The organism is Nocardia sp. NPDC005745 (genome assembly GCF_040630775.1).
In the GTDB taxonomy this organism is placed as follows: domain Bacteria; phylum Actinomycetota; class Actinomycetes; order Mycobacteriales; family Mycobacteriaceae; genus Nocardia.
In genome coordinates, this window is the sequence record NZ_JBEXYF010000020.1 from 37525 (window position 1) to 54665 (window position 17141).

A 17141-nucleotide genomic window follows, 5' to 3' on the forward strand; every position below is an offset into this window, starting at 1 on the left:
GTGGGTGCGTCAGCGGGCCGGGGTGATGCGCCAGCCCCGGGCGCGGCTGCGTTCGCGCCAGAACGAGGCGTAGATGCCGCCGTGGGCGAGCAGGCCCTCGTGCGTGCCGCGTTCGGCGATGCGGCCGTTGTCGAGGACGAGGATCTGGTCGGCGGACCTGATCGTCTGGAGGCGGTGGGCGACGACGATGAGGGTTCGGTCGGCGGTGAGGGCGGTGAGGGCGTCCTGGATGAGGGCCTCGTTCTCGGGGTCGAGCGCGGCGGTGGCCTCGTCGAGCAGAACGATGGGGGCGTCTTTGAGTAGTGCGCGGGCGATGGAGACACGCTGGCGCTCCCCGCCGGACAGCGCGAAGCCGCTCTCGCCGACCTGTGTGCCGAGACCGGCTGGCAGGCGCTCGATGATCTCGTCGACGCGGGCGAGCTGGACGACCCGTTCCAGTTCTTCGTCGATTGCCGACGGCTTGGCGATCAGGATGTTCTCGCGGATCGTGCCGGCGAACAGGTAGACGTCTTGAAAGACGAACGACAGCTGCCGCATGAGGTCGTCCGGGGTGAGTGCGGCGACGTCGGCGCCACCGATGCGGATGGTACCGGAGTCGACGTCCCAGAACCGTGCGACTAGCCGGGTGATGGTCGTCTTACCCGACCCCGACGGTCCGACGAGGGCGGTCATGGACCTGACCGGCACGCCGAAGCTGACGTCGCGGATGACGGGCCGCTGCGGGTCGTAGCCGAAGGTCACGTGGTCGAACTCGACCGTCGGCTCGGTGGGGGTGGCGGCTGTGCCGGTGACGGGGAGTGTGGGGGTCGCGAGGATGTTCTCCATGCGGTCCAGGGTGTTGCGCACCACGCGCAGGCCGGCGGACAGGTCGCCAGCGTCGAGCATGGGCTGCACGTACCGGGTGGTGAGCACGAGCAGGGTGACGAGCTCGATATGCCCGAGGCTGCGACCGAGTGCGAGTGCAATGCCGGCGAGGATCACGACGGTGAACGCGGTCTGCACGACGAGTCCGAACCCGAACTGGGCAATGGCAACCCGCGTGACCATCTTCCGGTCGGCGGCGCGTTGCGCCACGATCGCGTCATCGAGCAGACGCCCGCTTTCGGTTCGGCGGCCGAAGGCGCGTAGCACGGGCTGGGTCTGCGCGAACTCCACAAGCCGGTTCGCGGTGTCGACAGCGGCTTCGTGAGTGTGCGCGTCGGTCGACATCAACAGCCTCCCGGCGAACCGGTATGCGACGGCGATGAACGGGGCGGTGAGGGCGGTGATAAGCGCGAGCTGCCAGTCGAAGAAGAACATCGCGACAACCACCACCGCGGGGGTGACGAAGGTGTCGATCAGGGGACGCAGCAGGTTCGTGGGCAGGCCCATGACGTCGAGCACTCCGGCGGAGACGGTCTTGGACGCCTGCCCCACGCGTGCGGGCCCGAACCAGCCGAGCGGTAACTGGGCGATGTGGTCGCCGAGGCGCTGCCACAGGTTGGTCGCCACGAGCCGAGAGGTGCCGGTCGACGACAGCTTCGCCCGGTATGTCACACCCGCGTAGACGGCCAGCAGCAGGGTCTCGACACCGAACCATGTCCAGGCCGCGCCCCAGTCCGAGGCGAGAATCGCGGTCAGAAGCGGCACCGTGAATGCGAAGGCGATCCCCTGCACGACGGCGCTCGCGACGAGCCCGGCGAGCAGCGCGCGGAAGGTGCCGGCGTCGGGGCCGAGGATGCGGATCATCTGCCGGATCACAGCCAGCCCTCCTCTGTCGTGGTTGCTGTGGCTGTGGTGGGGCGCGGGGTCCAGGCGGTGGCCCGTTCGTGGTCGGCCCACAAGCGCGCGTAGGTCCCGCCCCGCTCCAGGAGCCCCTCGTGCGTGCCTTGTTCGGCGATGCGGCCCCGGTCGAGCACGATGATCTGGTCTGCGTGTTCGATCGTGGAGAGCCGGTGCGCGATCACCAGCAGCGTGCGGCCGGTGGCGAGTTCGGAGAGGGCGTCCTGAATGAGCGCTTCGGATTCGGGGTCCGCGAAAGCGGTGGCCTCGTCGAGCACGAGTATGGGGGCGTCGGCGAGGATCGCGCGGGCGATCGAGACGCGCTGTGCCTCGCCTCCGGACAGCAGCGCGTCCTCGCCGATGACGCTGTCGTAGCCGCGCGGGAGTTGCATGATCCGGTCGTGGATCTGCGCGGACCGTGCCGCGTCATGGACCTGTTGCGGGGTGGCGTCGGGGCGGGCCATCCGGATGTTGTCGATCACGCTCGTGCGCAGCAGTTGTACGTCCTGGAACACGAAGCCGACATGCCGGAACAGTTCTTCGGTGCTGAGGGTGCGCAGGTCTTGACCGCCGAGCAGGATCTGCCCCTCGGTGGGATCCCAGAAGCGGGGGATCAGGCGGGAGATCGTGGACTTGCCCGACCCCGAACGGCCCACGAGCGCGGTCGTCGTGCCGGGTGCGAGAGTGATGCTGATGTCGCGCAGCGCGTCGTGCGTACCGTCATAGCTGAAGCCCACGCCTCGCAGTTCCAGGATCTCGTCGCGGGGCGTCGCGCTGATTTCCGGTTCGTCGAGGACCGGGGTGTCCAGCAGCGCCTGCACGCGAATCGCCGCCGACTGTGCCTGCTGCATCGACGTGAGTGCGTACCACATCGCGAACAGCGGGCCGGTGATACCCAGCCCCAGCAGCGCGAACGCGACGATGTCGACCGGGTCCATCCATCCCATCTGCGCGAACAGGGCGCCACCACCGAGCACCACGACAAGAGCGGCCAGTGGGGCCAGGACGATGTCGCCCGCGGTGGTGGTCTTGCGGGAGCCCATCACCATGCCCCAGAAGAAGTCGATGAACGCGGTCGTCGCATCCAGGAAGCGCCGGTGGGCGCGTCCGGCCTGCCCGAAGGTCTTGACCACCGAGATGCCCTGCATGAACTCGATCCCGGCCGAGGTCACCCGCTCCATCGACGTGGAGTACTGCTCCATCTTTCCCTTGCCTGCCGCCAGCTGCAGGGCGTACAGGTAGAAGCCGGCGAACATCGGGATCAACACCACCAGTGCCAGCCACCAGTTCACGCTGAACAGATAGACGAGCGTCACCAGGGGCACGACGATCGCGTTTGTGAGTTCGAGCTCCGCGTGCGAGACGAGATGGTGCATCGCGGCGACGTCGTCGGCGACGCCCTTCTTGATCGTCCCCGCGCTGCGTTGGGTGAACCACCCCAGTGGTGCCTGCTCCAGCCGAGCTGCGATCCGGCGGCGCAGGATCAGCTGCAGATCATTGTCGGCGTAGTGCGTGATCGCGCCCGCGACCAGCGTGGCGACGGCCCGCACCACGAGCGCGCCGACCGTGATCAACCCCCACAGCCACAGCTGCTCCGGGCGTGCGAGGCCGTCCTCGATCAGCACCCGCGCCAGGGACGCGACCGCGATGAACGGCACCACCGACGCGACGGCGGCGAGGGCCTGCACCAGCACCGCCACGATCAACTGGCCGCGCACCGGCGATAGCAGCCGCCACAACGCGGCGCCCTGCTCACGCATCGACGGCGCGGGACCGGAGGCTGTGTCCACACTGCTCACGGATAGAAGTCCTCTCTCATCACGCCCGACGGCATACACATACTGAACGATCAGGATGTATCTGACCCGACTATATTGAACGGGTGAGATATCGACAAGGGGAAAGTTAGGGCAGCCTTGCCAGCGCTGCTGGAAGGGTGAGAGGGACAGGTATGGTGACCAAGCGGGAGCAGGCCGAGCGCACCCGGCAGGCTGTGCTCGAGGCGGCGGCCGAGGAGTTCGACACCAATGGGTACGTCGGCGGAAGTATGGGCAGCATCGCTGCCCGCCTCGGCCTCACCAAGGGCTCCGTCGCCTACCACTACACCTCGAAGGCGAACCTGGCCGCCGCGATCGTCGAAGAAGAAGTCACCCAGATCCAACAGATCATCGATGCCGTGCACGCCCGTGGCCTGCACGGCATCGACGCCCTCATTGTCGCGATCGATGACATCACACTCCGCGCCGACACCGATGTGATCTTCCGGGCCGCATTCCGCCTCAACCGTGAACACACCGTGATCGACGCCGAGCTCCCGCGTCCACACCTGTTGTGGATGGGCCACATCGAGCGCTTCCTCCAGGAAGCCCAGCAGCGGGGAGAGGTCTCCGCCACGCTCAACACGGCGACCGCGGCACGAGCCGTCGCGGCGACGTTCCTCGGCGAATACCAGCTCACCCACGAACTCGACACGCACGGTGATCACGTCGCCGGGTTCGCGGCGATGTGGGAGTACCTGCTGTTGAGCTTCGGTGCCGACCCGACCCACGCCATCAGCCGTACTCCCGGCAGCAGCCCTGCTCTCCCGCCTGTGCAGAACCCGGCGTAGCCCGGAGCAAGACCATAACGGCGGTCGACCCCGACCAGCTGCCCTTCTGGGTTACATGTCTGACCGGGCATCCGAACATCGTCACGGTGCTGCAGGTCGGTCTCCTCACCCCGAGCGGGCGTCCCTATCTGGTGATGCCGTACCACCTGTTGGATTCGCTGGATGCGTGGATCCGCGGCAAGGACCGTGTCTGCGCAGACCGTGTTGTGGATCGGAGTGAAGATCATGGGTGCGCTCGAGAGCGCGCACCGGCTCGGTATCGTGCATCGCGACGCCAAGCCCGGAAATATTCTGCTCACCGATTACGGTGAATCTGTACGGTCAGCAAGAAATTGCGCAGTACGTGAGTCGCGCTTTCGGTGTCCGGGACAGCGGTGGCGAAGTTGCCGCCCAAACCGATGAAGACATCGCTAGCTCTCGGTCACCTCAGCGTATCTCCGTCGTCGCGGCGGGTACTCGGCTGATGGACCGTGCGGATGGACCCGCGGCGGTCAGTTCACGCACCAGGTCGGCCCGGTTCTCACGAACCGCACGTTGGTTGATGTAGCCCTTGACGTGGTCGGGATGCAGCCACACCAATGCGGCGACGAAATCACCATCGTGACCGCAGATCACCGCGTCCTGGAGTAGTTTTCCGGCAGCCGACAGTAGCTTTGGCCGCAGGGCGCCCACGTGTACGAAAGTGCCCGTCGAGAGTTTGAAGTTCTCCACCATCCTGCCGCCGAACAGCAGGCCCTTGTTTGGATCATGCTGGTCGACGAACGACACCAGGTCGCCGGTGCGGAGAAAGCCCTCGGCGTCGAAGGCTTCGCCATGCAAATCGGGACGACGATAGAACCCCGGTGTCACGTTCGGCCCGCGGACCAGGAGCTCGTATTTGGAATCCGCGCGGACCAGTTTCGCTCCATACCTGGTAGTGGTACCCCGATCGAATCGCTGCGCGCTACTTCGAAATGTGTTGTGGTGGCGGCGGGTGCGGTCTCGGTCATGTCCCAGGAGGTCGTCATGAGCATTGTGGAACAATGTTGTCGCGCAAGGGATTCCATCCGATGCCACATTACCGCACGAAGGCTGGACAGCTCCACCGGGCTGCGCGGGTGCCGTTGTTGATGATGCAGCCAGTCGAGCAGTACTGGAGGTTCCAGGCCACGATCTGTGAATGCGGGACAGATGCCCCGTGGCGGTTGGGATTCGTCAATCGGAGGTGTAGAGGGCGTCGATTTGGCTCGTGTATCTCTGGTGAATGACGTTGCGGCGCAGCTTCATAGTGGGAGTCAGTTCAGTCCCGGGAGTCCAGTCCTCCGGCAGGATGGTGAACTTCTTGATCTGTTCGACGCGCGACAGCGTCGCATTTGCCTGGGCGATCTGCTCCGCGACGGGGGTATGCAGCGACGGGTAACTGAGTTCGGTCCCGGGCGTGCTTGCGGGGTCGAGGACGAGCAGGGCGACATTGTAGGGGCGTGCATCGCCGATGACACAGACATGCGCGATGAGGTCGCCCGCCGAGCGGATGGCCATTTCGATGTTCGCCGGGGACATGTTCTTGCCTGCGGCGTTGATGATGAGTTCCTTCTTGCGGTCCACGATCCACACGAAGCCCTCGTCGTCGAAGCGTGCGACATCGGCCGTGTGGGGCCAGCCGTCCGGGTCGATCGTTTCGGCGGTGCATTCGGGTTTACCGCGGTATCCGCGCATGACCTGGTCGCTGCGGACGAGCAGTTCACCATCGGGTGTCAGCGCTGTCTCCACTGTGTCCAGCGGCCGGAAGGAAACTCACCTGCCCGGAGCGTTCATCACACCTGCGCCGGTAGTGCACAGCTGCTCCCAAAATAACAAGTGTTCTTGACTGGGGTGTTTTCGCAGCTTACGGTCAGATCAGTGGCGTGACCTACGGCACATTCCGATCAGGAGGAACTCAGTGAGCGACACAACCCAGCGGCTCGGCGACGGGCAAGCGCATCCGGCTCGGGGGCGGGCGACAGGGACTCCGGTGAAGGTCGTCGCCATCATCGACGCCAGCAGTGCGAACAACGCGCCGCAGGACGATTTGTGTGCCGGCAACCGTGCGGCGGTCCGCACCATCAACGAGACGCTGAACGGCCTGGGCGGATCCGGCCGTCCGGTCGAGCTCGAGATCTTCGAGACGAATCTGGACCCGGCGCAGACCGTCGAGTGCGCCCGCCGCGCCGCCGCGGACCCCGAATGCGTCGCGGTGGTCGGAAGTCTGGTGGTGTCCTACGAGATCAGCACCATCCTCGCCGAGGCCGGGCTGGCCTCGATCCCGGCAGTACCGTGCACCAAGGACGAGTACTACAACCCGCTTGTGTTCAACATCAACGGCGGGCACATCTCGATGGACGGGGGCAAGATCGCCACCGCGTTCGCCTCCGGCGCCGAGCATCCCGGTAGCCTCACCACCGACATCCCGGGCATCCCGTGGTTCGTCGATGTCCACAACCTCACTCTGCAGCGCTTCGGACTGCCCGAGGAAACCCGTCTGGTGGCCGCACCCTACGTCGTCGACGACATCGCGCCGTGGGTGCAGAAATCGGTCGAAGGTGTCGACGCGGTGATGTTGACCCTGGTCAACAACGACGACACCGTCAACGCCATCCTCGCCCGCCACGAACTCGGTATCACCACCCCGTTCATCGTGGAAGGAATGTCACTGACCCCGGCCGTACTCGAGAAGCTGGGCCCGGCCGGGGAGGGTGTTCTGGTCGCCTCGCTGTTCCCGGCCTTCGACGCCGACGTGATCGGACAGCGGCGCTACCTCGACTCGATGCGCGAGGCCGGTTACGTGCAGTACCTCGGAGACAAATCGCAGATGGGCTGGATAACCTTCGACCTGCTCAACCACGCGACCCAGGGACTGGCGTCCATCACCCGCGAGAGCGTGCTCGCGGGCCTGCGCGCGGTGACCGACTACACCGGCGGAGGGATCACCCCGCCGCTGAACTTCAGCGAACCGACCGGGCCCGGAGCCGGCTATCCACGGCTCTACAACTGGACCTACTACCCGACCGCGATCCGCAACGGCACGCTGGTTTCCGCAGTCGAGGGCGGCGGCTGGGCCGAACTGCCCACCGACATCCCCGAATCGCCGGTCGCCTGGGCCGGGTTCCCGGCCTCCTGACGTGACGACTGCGGGACACGCCTGGATCGATCACCGCACCCCAGGCGCCGTCCTCGCGGTGATTCTGTAACGGGGCGCCGGCACGACTGTGCCGGCGCCGCCTACATCGCGCCCGAACACCGTGGGCCATCGTCTGCGCCTGCCACATCTTCATATCACCGCCTGTTCTCGAAAGGACGCGACCACGCGCCACCCTCGATCGGCACCTCGACTCCGACCGCTTCCGTTCGCAGCCCGACATCGCCGTTCACTCCAGCTCCGGACACCGCACCCGCGGCGTTCCGGCAACCCATCGCTGTCACGTCCGCCGGGGAGTTCCCGCGTTCAGCGACAGCACTGTCACTCGAATGGAGTACGTCACCATGACAACGATCAACACCGGTTCCCCGCAACAGGTCGGTATCGGTGCCGCACGAACCCCCGGTCTGCTGGTCGCCCTGGCCGTCGCGTCACCGCTGGCGCTGTGGATCGGACTGCTCGGACCGGCGTGGATTTACATGCCCGCGTCTCCGGCCGCAGGCACACCACCGATGTATCTGTCCTTCGCCGATCTCGCCACCATGTACGCACAGAGCCCCTCGGCCCTGCAGCTGGCCTACTTCGACTGGATGGCCTGGGTGTTCGCCGTCGTCGGCACCGTGCTCGCCCTGTTGCTGTCCTGGCGCCCCAACAGCGTCGTGGCGCTCAGCGCGGTCATCGCGGGGATCACCGAGCTGGCGCTGGCGGCGCTGGCCTCCAAAGGCGACGCGCCCTGGTCGGGGATGAACCCCGAGAGCATCCGCCTCGGCGCGGCGCTGGTGCTGTTCGGATACACGGCGCTGGCCGCCCTCGGAATCGTGGCCCTGCGCGCCGCTCGACGCGACCCGGCCTGAGCGCAACCCATCTCACCGTCTCGGGTACCGCACCCACCACGGCGGTACCCGTGACGGTGACTGTCGAGGTGAGCAGAGCCGACTGCCACCCCGGGCGGGCGAGGCTTCATCGGGCGGAGTCTGCTGATGCCCGCTGTTCAGAGGTCAGCACCGATCGGATGCGCTGCATCCGATAGGCGAACTCCTCCGGGTCCAGCGGATCGGGACCATCGGCCAGCCACGTTGCTATCGCGGTCACCGTGGCGCCGACGAAGTAGTCACCGACCTCGCTGGCCAGTTCTTCGTCGAGACCGAATGATTCACGGGCGTCGGTGGTGGCGAACGGGCTGAACAGCTGGCTCACCGCGCGCGCTGTCGCATACGAACACGACCCGGTCAGAATCGCCCTGTAGAAGCTTCGGTTCGCGGCCATGTGTCCGGCCATGACAACCGTGGATTCGCGGGTGTCGAGATTCGGGGGCAGATGCGGTATCAACTCGCGGCTCAGCAGGTCCGCCGCCGCCGCGACGATCAATGCGTCACGACTGCCGAAATGCTGGTAGAGGACACGGCGACTGACATCGGCCACCTCGGCCAGTTCGGTCACCGAGACCTCGGTGCTGCCGCGCTCGGAGATCAGCTGGATGGTTGCAGCCAGCAGCGCCGTCTTCGAACGCCGTACCCTGCGATCTCCAGCCTCCGGCTCCACCGGCAACACAATCTCCACCCCTCCAATGTTGTCAGTTGAACCCAAGTATACAAGTGTTACCGATAGGGTGTGTTGCAGCTCATGCTCGGCGCGGTATCTCACGCTATCGCGGGCGGGTTTCCGCACGGCGTGGGACCGGACCGGGCCCGGGGCTGTGGAAACCCAGGCCCGGTGCGTCGGCTGCTCGTCAGGCGAGTTGCGCCGGCCCGGCCGGCAGCATGATCGCCGATCGATGATCGGGTCCGTGATGAACCCGCTGGTCGGCTGCCTGCATGGTGGTGGCGGTCGCGCGTGCCTCGCCGGTGCCGAGATTGCGGTTGTACTGGGGGAAGGCGCCGCTGGACACCTGGACGCGGACACGGTGGCCCCGCTTGAACAGATACGCCGTCGCAGTGAGTGCGACGGCGACGCACTGCAATTGGTCGGCATCGGCCAATCCGACCAGGCCGTCGCAGACATTGGTCGAGGTGCCGTCGGGAGCGACATCGCAGAGCCGGACGAACACATCGGCGTGCGGCAGACTCGAGCGGAACCAGATCTGCGCGCTCACCTCGCCGATGACCTCGAGATCGTCGGCCATGGGTTCGCTGGTGTAGGTGAGTACATCGGCGCGCCGCTCCAGCCCGGTATTGTTCACACGCCCGGCCTTGATGCCCGGCAGCATCCGGGCGCCACCGACCGCCGGTGTCGGATCGGCCGGGTCGTAGCGGTACGCGTCGTGGGCGGGAGCCGATGAGGTGGTGTCGTCGAGCCTGCCGCCGGGTTGCAGGTACAGCGGGTGTTCGCTGTACCCGTGCGGGGGCCATTCGGGAAGGTCGCGCCACCGTTCGGCGCCCATGACATAAATACGGACCGGGTCCCGGTCCGCCGGCGTGGTGTTGTTCGCGTGCGCCGACCCGAAATCGACTGCCTCGTTGAGCATCGCGGCGATCGCCTCCGGAGAGGTGTGCGACCAGGGGCCGATGGTCAGGCGAGCGGGGGTGCCGGACTCGCGCAGGCGCGAGTAGTCGCGCAGCAGGCCAGGAAGAAAAACATCGAACCAGCCGGAGACCAGGCTGGCCGGCACCCGGACATCGGCGACCCGATCGCTGTGATCGGCCACCGACCAATACGGCGATGTGACATCGTGGTTGAAGAAGCTCTGGATGATCATCGACCTGCGGCCCAGTGCCACCTGATCGGCGTTTGCCAGCGGCAGTACCGAATGCGCGCGATTGCGCCGCCGTACACCGAGCAGAAACCTCGGCATGGCCAATCGCCGGGTCTGACCCTCCACCAGGACACCCCAGCCGAAGACCGACTCCAGGCCGAACTTGTCGGCCTGGAGGAAGTTCGTGCCGAGCGTCGATTCGGTCATCGCAGGAATCATTGCCTTGACCTGCGAGGGCGCATGGTCGGCCATCGCCCACTGCGTGTAGCCCTGATAGCTGGACCCGACAAGAACCACCGACTCGCCGAACCACGGCTGTTTGCACAGCCACTCGATGGTGTCGATGCCGTCGAGGCGCTCGTTGCGCAGCGGATCGAACTGTCCATCGGAGCCGAAAGTCCCCCGCGTGCTCTGTAGCAGCACCTGGAAACCGCGTTCGGCAAGCGGGCGGGCCAGCTGCGCCGCCATCAGGCCGCGCCTGGCGTACGGGCCGCGGATCAGTGCCGTGGGCAGCCTGTCACCTCCTTCGGCGCCGACCCAGCGATCGGCCAGCAAGACTGCGCCGTCACGCATGGGAATGCGCACATCCCGCTCGACGGCGACTTCGCGTGTCAGTGGATCGGGCAACTTGAACGAGCGCTGCAGGAATTTGCTGAACAAGGATGGTTTTCTCATCGGATTCCTTCGTCGGGGATCGACGGCGCGTGTCTACGCCGGCGAGAGGTCGCCGCCTTAGTCGGCTCGGGCGTTCGCGTCGAAGCGATGGCACGCCGGATCCGCTGCGACAGCTCCTTCTCCACCCAGCGATCGTGCACATTTGTTACAAAAATTACAAGCGTTACCTGTACGGGTTCTGCTGTCGCTTGCCTCGAAGGAGGTGTTTGCGCAGGTGAGCGACGGAACTGCTGGAACAGTGCCTGCGGCTGACCCGGCTGGTCGACGATCCGGTCACCGCCGCCCTGGCCCTGGAGGCTCTGGCGTGGATTGCCGGTGCCGAGGACGGCGCACGACGCGCCACCATACTGATGGGGGCCGCGGAGGCGCTGGGCCGCGCCGTGGGTAGCTCCGCGGTGCTGTTTCCCGTGTGGCCCTTCTGCTTCGGGGCTGTCAGCTATGGCCTATCGCTGGATCACCGGCAGCACCAGGCGGCTGGGGTGATCAGGGCCGGTGTGAATGGTGTTCGTGGCGGTCACCGCGACGTCGATGGGTTCAGCACTGATCTGTCCGCCGGTGTTGGTGTTGCGCTGATACCGGGGGAAGTCGCTGCTGGAGATGTCGACGCGAATCCGGTGGCCGGTGAGGAAGACGTTCGAGGTCGCCGCCAGGTCGATGGTCAGTTCATAGATGTGTCCGGCTTCGAGCAGTTCGGGGGTCGACAGGTCGTTGCGGTAGCGGGCGCGCACGATGCCATTGCTCAGAGCGATCGCCTTGCCGTCGGGGAAGACGTCGATCAGTTGTGCGGTGAAATCGGTGTCGCGTGCATCGGAAGAGGTGAACAACACGGCGCTGACGTAGCCGGTGGCCTACACCGGCGCCTCCAGCGGCGGAGTCGCAAACCGCACCACATCCTGGCGTTCGTCATTGAAGCGCTGGTCCGCGGCTTCCCAGAGCGCCGACATCCGTGCGGAGGCCGTAGTGCGGACCGGGTCGGCCGGGTCGTAGACGTAGCTGTGTGTGCCAGGGGTTTCCGGGGGTGAGGTGGTCAGGGTGTTCGCGTCGAGGTAGTAGTCGGTGTAGCGGGTATCGGGCAGGGGCCAGTCGCTCTCGTCACGCCATTGGTCGATGCCCATGACGAACAATCGCACCCGTGGCTGAGTGCCGTCGGACGGGGTGTCGGACATCCAACGCTGGAAATGAGCAAGGTGCTCGGCGGTCAGGTCGATTCCGGCACCGCTGGCCATGATGCCGAAGTCGCGGTCGGGTGTGCGGGCATTGAGCACGCCGTCGTAGTGATCCCAAGGCCCGACGATCAGGCGTGAGCCCTCGCGGACGTCGTCGGTGGCGCCATCGCGGCGCAGCAGTTCGAAGTCGCGTAACTGCTGATTGACGAAGATGTCGAACCATCCGGCGATCAGCAGCGCGGGTGTGGAAATCTTGCCGATGTCTTTACTGAGGTCCTGGTCGTGCCAAAACGAGTCATAGCTCGGATGCGCGAGGAGGTCGGCGAACCAGGGACTGTCCGTCAGTGCCGTGAACTCGGTGAGCGGGCTGGTCTCGGCCGCCGAGTGGCCGCCGAGTACGTGCCCGGCCAGTTCGGCGATGAGCGTGTCGTTCTTGTCTTCGCGGCGCATCTCCTCGGCCAGTCGCATGATCGCCGACCACCCGATTACGATACCGGACGACAGCGCGCCGCCAGGGTGGTACATAGCGCCCTTGTACAAGTCCAACGCTGTCATCACCGGCACCATCGCCTTGTGTGCGGGATGGGCGGCGGTGGCGATAGCCCACTGGGTCATTCCGAGGTAGGACAAGCCATAGGTGCCGACCTTGCCGTTCGACCAGGGTTGGCGCACGATCCAGTCCACCGTGTCGTAGCCGTCGGCGACTTCGTTTACGTTGGGAGTGAAGACGCCGCCGGAGGCGAAGGTGCCCCGGCACTCCACCCAGACGACGGCATATCCGGCTTTGACGAACGTCAGCAGGGTGGGGGCGAGGCCTCCGGTGCCGCCCATTATCGGATAGTCCACCGATCCGTACGGGCTACGGACCAGCAATGTCGAGGCGTTGCCGCCGACGGGCACGAACGCTGTCGCGGACAGCGTGACGCCGTCGCGCATGGGGATCTCGATGGTGGACAGGGTGTGGTCGATCACGGAGTCTTCCTTAACGGGGTCAATTGGGGATGCGCGCGGCTGATCAGTGTTGTCGAAGTCAGTGGGTCCGTACCGGCAGCAGGACCGCTGAGGGGTGCGCCGGATCATGGAAGACCTGCTGGTCCGCAGGCAGCATCCGGGTCGCGGTGAGTCGGGGTTCGCCGGTTCCGAGGTTGCGGTTGTACTGCGGGAAGGAGCCGCTCGAAACCTGTATACGGATGCGGTGGCCACGTTTGAATAGATACGCGGTGGACGTGAGTTCCACTGTGCCGCAATCGAGTTCGTCGGCTTCGGTGAGGCCGGTGATGCCTTCGCAGACATTCATGGACCGTCCGCTGGGATCGACATCACATACTCGGATGAAGACATCGGCGTGCGCCGAACTCGACCCGAACCAGATCTTCGCCGCGACCGCGCCGACGATCTCGAGATCCTCGGCCAGTGCCTCGCTGATATAGGTCAGCACATCGTCGCGCTGTTCCCGCATGCGGTTGTCGACCCGGCCAGCCTTGATTCCGGGCAGCAGACGCACGCCGCCCACGGCGGGGGTCGGATCAGCGGGGTCGTAGTGGTAGCTGCTCGGCTCCGACTCCGCTACCGGCGCCTGCTCGACTGTCAGGGCGCCGCCCGGCTGAAGGTAGAAGCTGCGGGCTTCGTAATTCGGCGGAGGCCAAGAAGCCAAATCACGCCATTGCTCGGCACCCATGACGAAAGCTCGCACGGGCGCGCGCTCGACCGGCGCCTCGCCGCGCGCGAGCGGCAGCCCGAAATCGAGCACCTCGTGGACCATCGTGGAGATGATCTCCATCGAACCATGGGACCACGGGCCGATGGTCAGTCGCGGCTGCTGACCTCCCGCCACCATACGGCCGTAATCGCGCAGTTGGCTATCGAGGAAGATGTCGAACCAGCCGGTGATCATGCTGGTGGGGACTTCCGCCTGCCCGATGTGGTCGCGGTGGTCGGTTCCAGCCCAGTGCGGGGAGTCCGCGTCGTGGGTCAGTAGATTCTGGATCAGCTCGGAACGGTGCCCGAGTGCGACCGTGGCGGCATTGGCGAGCGGTAGGGTCTTTTCCGCGCGGCGCCGTTTGCGGGCGCCCAGCAGCATACGAGTCGTCGCCAGCGGCTGGTTCTGACGCTCCATCAGAACGCCCCATCCGAAGGTCGCTTCCAGAGGGAACCCGCCCGCGCGGACCATTCCCTGCAACAACGTCGAGGTGGTGACCACCGGAATGATCGCCTTGACTTGCGAGGGAAGCAGGTCCGCCATCGAAATCTGGGTGTAGCCCAAGTAGCTGGGGCCGAACATGATCATCGACTCGCCGAACCAGGGCTGCTCGAACAACCACTCCACCGTGTCGATGCCGTCGGACCGTTCGTTGCGTAACGGCTCGAACTCACCGCCGGAACCAGCTGTGCCACGCGCACTCTGCAGCACCACCTGAAAACCTCGCTCAGCCAGCGGCCGAGCCAATTGCAACGCGAATTGCCCTCCGCGACCGTACGGCCCGCGCATCAGAGCGACCGGGAGTCCGTCACCTCCCGACCGTGGTGTCATTCGAGCCGCCAGCAGTACCGTGCCGTCCCGCATCGGGATCTGCAAGGTGTCGTCCACCTGCAGACTCCGGGTATCGGGCGCGGGCAACCGCAGCAACCGCTGGTTCAACCAGCTCGACAACGGCGGCATTCTCATCGCGATTCCTTCATGGGCAGGGATCGGTGCGGCCGCGACGCGGGGGTCTCGTGCGGCTCATTGGCTCCCGGGGTCAACTGGCGGTAGCCCGGCAACTGCCGTTGCGGCCCTGCGTCGCACCGCTTCCGTGGCAGTAGTAACAATTGTCACTGAATGCGCAAGTGTTACGTTTCGCGCTTGTTCGTGAGGTGGACGGATTGGTGTTCAGGCGGTTTCGAGGTCGATAGGGCGGCGTGGGAGGGGCATTCGCATTGGGGACCACGCGTAGGCAGTCGGCGCAGAACCCGCAGCCGCTGCAGTGTGGGCCAGTGTGGTCGATGGTGACTGGCACCATCTTGTCCAGACCGAGCCGGCATTCGAGCTGCTGGCGTCCGGCCCAGCAATCCAGTGACCCGAATCGGCGCCTCGGGAGGAACTGTGCGGGCGTCTGCTGAGGAGGCAAGTCGGAATGCTTTTGGAGTTCGACTCCTGCCGACGCCGGACCGTGCTGGCCGGCGATCACCAGGCGCGGGCGTGAACCGCCGTATTTCGACTGTGCGGCTGGGAGGCGGCGCAGCACAACGACAATTTCATCAGCATTTCGGTTCGTGCGGTGGGCGCTCGCCGATCATCGCACGATCGATGATCGGCGCCGGTCGCAACGGCGGTTCACGAAATTCAGCGCCTCTCGCCGCTGGGTGTGTTCTCGCGCTTTTGCTGGGTGTGCAATCTGCCGGCTCGGATTTGGTCGAAGAGTCAGCGGATTCGGCTAACTCGCGGTGTCTTATCGGCGGCTGGCCGTTCGGCCTCATCGTGGAGGCTGGACGGCATTCCACCAATTTGCTCTGCGGACCGATGCGGCACCGTGAGAGCTGCTTCAGCGCGAGGCTTCGCTCGGTTGCTGTTCATGCGTCACTCGCCGAGTCGTCAGCGGTCCAACACTGCGCCAGTCCTGGCTCCACCGCCCGGTTGACGAGTTCCACCCGGAAGCCGTGGGCACCGGATAGAAATGCGAACAACATCTGTCCGTTGCCCGCCTTCCCTGTGGCTTCGATGCGATATCCGTACCGCGTGAGTGCGGCGACGTCGGCGGCCACATCGTCGGACCAGTACCCGGTATGGTGTATCCCGGCATCCCGCACTGGTTCCCACAGCGATCCCGCGACGCTGCGGATGATCTCCAACCTCGGCACGGTCGTCGAATACCGGAATTTCAATTCTATTATGGTGGTGCTGCCATCGGGAAGGTCCACCGCAATGGGCCCGCCGATCTCCGGTCCCCACTCGTATCCGAGCACTGCGGATAACGTTGCCGCAGTGGCATCGAGGTCTGTTACCACCATTCCGATATGGAATTGGTCCTCAGCATTCACGACGCGACCATCTCATATGGATCCTGGTTTGCAACAACTGAAAGCGTTGCATTATTTATCATTAGAATAATATTCTCATTTCACAAGAAGGGAAAGCGGCAGAATCGAATTTGCGGCCGGTCTCGATTGCCGTACGGAGTGCGGAAACCAGTAACGAGGGTTTTCATCCGAGAAGTTTTCACAATGGATCGCCGCTACCTGAGCAGTATGCCGCCGTCGACCGGCAAAGCCACCCCGGTGATATAACGAGACTCATCGGATGCTGGGAACAGTACTGCGTTGCTGATATCTTCCGGCTCCACCCAGGCGATCGGCAGCACGTGCAGCATCTGTGCGACGGGGATGAAGTCGTCGACGGTCGGATGCGCCAGGTCCGGTCGGAACAGGCGGTAGGTTTCTTCGTTCAGCAGCATGGGCGTCGGCACGTTGGTCGGACATATCGTATTCACGCGAATGTTCTTGTCGCCCAACTCCATTGCCAATGAGCGCATGAGGCCGATGACGCCGTGCTTGGCGGTGGCGTAGTGGCCGATATTCGGAACGCCACGGAGTGAGCCGTCCCCGGTGAATGAGTCCACCTGGTCTCGTTCATCGGGGACTGGTCAGAAGGTCGCGGCGACGACGTTCTGCGCGCTGGTCGAACTACAGGGCGGACCGGTCCCGGGCTGCTGATCGCCCGCAACGCTCGGAGTTACTCGGGAAGCCGGACAAGCCGCCGCGCCAAACGCATCAGATGAGACCGCAACGTGTCATCGTCGAGGTCGATCACCAGCGGATGAAGGGCGGCGCCGCCGATGGCCCCTGACATCATCGCCGCCTGCACCCGCATGTCAGCATCGGCGTCCGCACCGCCCAAAATCGTGAACAACCGCTCCATCACTTGGGCATACGCGTCGTGATCGGCCAGGAACCGCACCATCACCGGATCGGATTGCAGCACACCGACCAGACGACGGCGTTGTACCGCGAGATCGATCACCTGCGCACCATGTTGGCGATACGCTGGGCAGTGTCGAAAGGTAGGCGCATGGGGCCCGATGTTCGTGCACGTGCGGGGTGGAATGCACA

General features: G+C 65.2%; 12 protein-coding genes and 3 pseudogenes. 4 read left to right on the top strand and 11 right to left on the bottom strand.

What is annotated here, in order from left to right; genetic code table 11:
* Nucleotides 1-9: 9 nt before the first annotated feature.
* Both ABZ420_RS21565 and ABZ420_RS21570 read right to left on the bottom strand, forming a co-directional pair.
* Nucleotides 10-1740: an ABC transporter ATP-binding protein gene (locus ABZ420_RS21565; protein ID WP_357125445.1), complete on the bottom strand. Its 1731-nt coding sequence runs from the start codon at nt 1738-1740 to the stop codon at nt 10-12.
* Nucleotides 1737-3560, bottom strand: coding sequence for an ABC transporter ATP-binding protein (locus ABZ420_RS21570; RefSeq protein WP_357125448.1), 1824 nt, complete (start codon nt 3558-3560; stop codon nt 1737-1739). Before ABZ420_RS21570 ends, ABZ420_RS21565 begins: the two co-directional genes overlap by 4 nt.
* A gap of 152 nt (nt 3561-3712) precedes the next feature.
* On the opposite strand from ABZ420_RS21570, the gene ABZ420_RS21575 reads away from it, so the two are divergent.
* Together ABZ420_RS21575 and ABZ420_RS21580 are read left to right on the top strand one after the other, a co-directional pair.
* Complete coding sequence (locus tag ABZ420_RS21575; RefSeq protein ID WP_357125450.1) at nt 3713-4369, top strand: TetR/AcrR family transcriptional regulator; 657 nt, start codon at nt 3713-3715, stop codon at nt 4367-4369.
* A gap of 59 nt (nt 4370-4428) precedes the next feature.
* Nucleotides 4429-4681 (top strand): annotated as a pseudogene (locus tag ABZ420_RS21580) (protein kinase); the annotation flags it as partial.
* Nucleotides 4682-4795: 114 nt separating this feature from the next.
* Here ABZ420_RS21580 and ABZ420_RS21585 read toward each other — a convergent pair.
* Together ABZ420_RS21585 and ABZ420_RS21590 are read right to left on the bottom strand one after the other, a co-directional pair.
* Nucleotides 4796-5218, bottom strand: coding sequence for a hypothetical protein (locus ABZ420_RS21585; protein WP_357125454.1), 423 nt, complete (start codon nt 5216-5218; stop codon nt 4796-4798).
* Between the two features lie 345 nt (nt 5219-5563).
* Nucleotides 5564-6118, bottom strand: a complete 555-nt coding sequence (locus ABZ420_RS21590; protein ID WP_357125456.1) for a hypothetical protein — start codon at nt 6116-6118, stop codon at nt 5564-5566.
* A 169-nt stretch (nt 6119-6287) separates the two neighbouring features.
* Between ABZ420_RS21590 and ABZ420_RS21595 the strand changes: the two genes are divergently transcribed.
* Complete coding sequence (locus tag ABZ420_RS21595; protein ID WP_357125459.1) at nt 6288-7505, top strand: ABC transporter substrate-binding protein; 1218 nt, start codon at nt 6288-6290, stop codon at nt 7503-7505.
* A 362-nt stretch (nt 7506-7867) separates the two neighbouring features.
* Nucleotides 7868-8377: a hypothetical protein gene (locus ABZ420_RS21600; RefSeq protein WP_357125462.1), complete on the top strand. Its 510-nt coding sequence runs from the start codon at nt 7868-7870 to the stop codon at nt 8375-8377.
* A 106-nt stretch (nt 8378-8483) separates the two neighbouring features.
* Here ABZ420_RS21600 and ABZ420_RS21605 read toward each other — a convergent pair whose 3' ends face one another.
* The 7 genes and pseudogenes from ABZ420_RS21605 to ABZ420_RS21635 form a co-directional block, all read right to left on the bottom strand.
* Nucleotides 8484-9191 (bottom strand): TetR/AcrR family transcriptional regulator, encoded by a 708-nt coding sequence (locus ABZ420_RS21605; RefSeq protein ID WP_357125465.1) that lies wholly within the window; start codon nt 9189-9191, stop codon nt 8484-8486.
* 61 nt (nt 9192-9252) lie between these two features.
* Nucleotides 9253-10890, bottom strand: a complete 1638-nt coding sequence (locus ABZ420_RS21610; RefSeq protein ID WP_357125468.1) for a CocE/NonD family hydrolase — start codon at nt 10888-10890, stop codon at nt 9253-9255.
* A gap of 443 nt (nt 10891-11333) precedes the next feature.
* Nucleotides 11334-13136 (bottom strand): annotated as a pseudogene (locus ABZ420_RS21615) (CocE/NonD family hydrolase).
* A complete protein-coding gene (locus ABZ420_RS21620) occupies nt 13087-14721 on the bottom strand; it encodes a CocE/NonD family hydrolase (protein WP_357125471.1) in 1635 nt (544 codons plus the stop codon). The pseudogene ABZ420_RS21615 and the gene ABZ420_RS21620 overlap by 50 nt, the downstream one beginning before the upstream one ends.
* 884 nt (nt 14722-15605) lie before the next feature.
* A complete protein-coding gene (locus ABZ420_RS21625; protein WP_357125473.1) occupies nt 15606-16043 on the bottom strand; it encodes a VOC family protein in 438 nt (145 codons plus the stop codon).
* Nucleotides 16044-16267: 224 nt separating this feature from the next.
* Nucleotides 16268-16630 (bottom strand): annotated as a pseudogene (locus tag ABZ420_RS21630) (SDR family oxidoreductase); the annotation flags it as partial.
* Nucleotides 16631-16764: 134 nt separating this feature from the next.
* Nucleotides 16765-17052 (bottom strand): hypothetical protein, encoded by a 288-nt coding sequence (locus ABZ420_RS21635; protein WP_357125476.1) that lies wholly within the window; start codon nt 17050-17052, stop codon nt 16765-16767.
* Nucleotides 17053-17141: the final 89 nt, after the last annotated feature.

Coding starts and splice junctions, on each gene's coding strand:
- ABZ420_RS21625 (WP_357125473.1), bottom strand. CDS start 16,043: ATGGTGGTAACAGACCTCGATGCCACTGCGGCAACGTTATCCGCAGTG.
- ABZ420_RS21620 (WP_357125471.1), bottom strand. CDS start 14,721: ATGAGAATGCCGCCGTTGTCGAGCTGGTTGAACCAGCGGTTGCTGCGG.
- ABZ420_RS21610 (WP_357125468.1), bottom strand. CDS start 10,890: ATGAGAAAACCATCCTTGTTCAGCAAATTCCTGCAGCGCTCGTTCAAG.
- ABZ420_RS21600 (WP_357125462.1), top strand. CDS start 7,868: ATGACAACGATCAACACCGGTTCCCCGCAACAGGTCGGTATCGGTGCC.
- ABZ420_RS21575 (WP_357125450.1), top strand. CDS start 3,713: ATGGTGACCAAGCGGGAGCAGGCCGAGCGCACCCGGCAGGCTGTGCTC.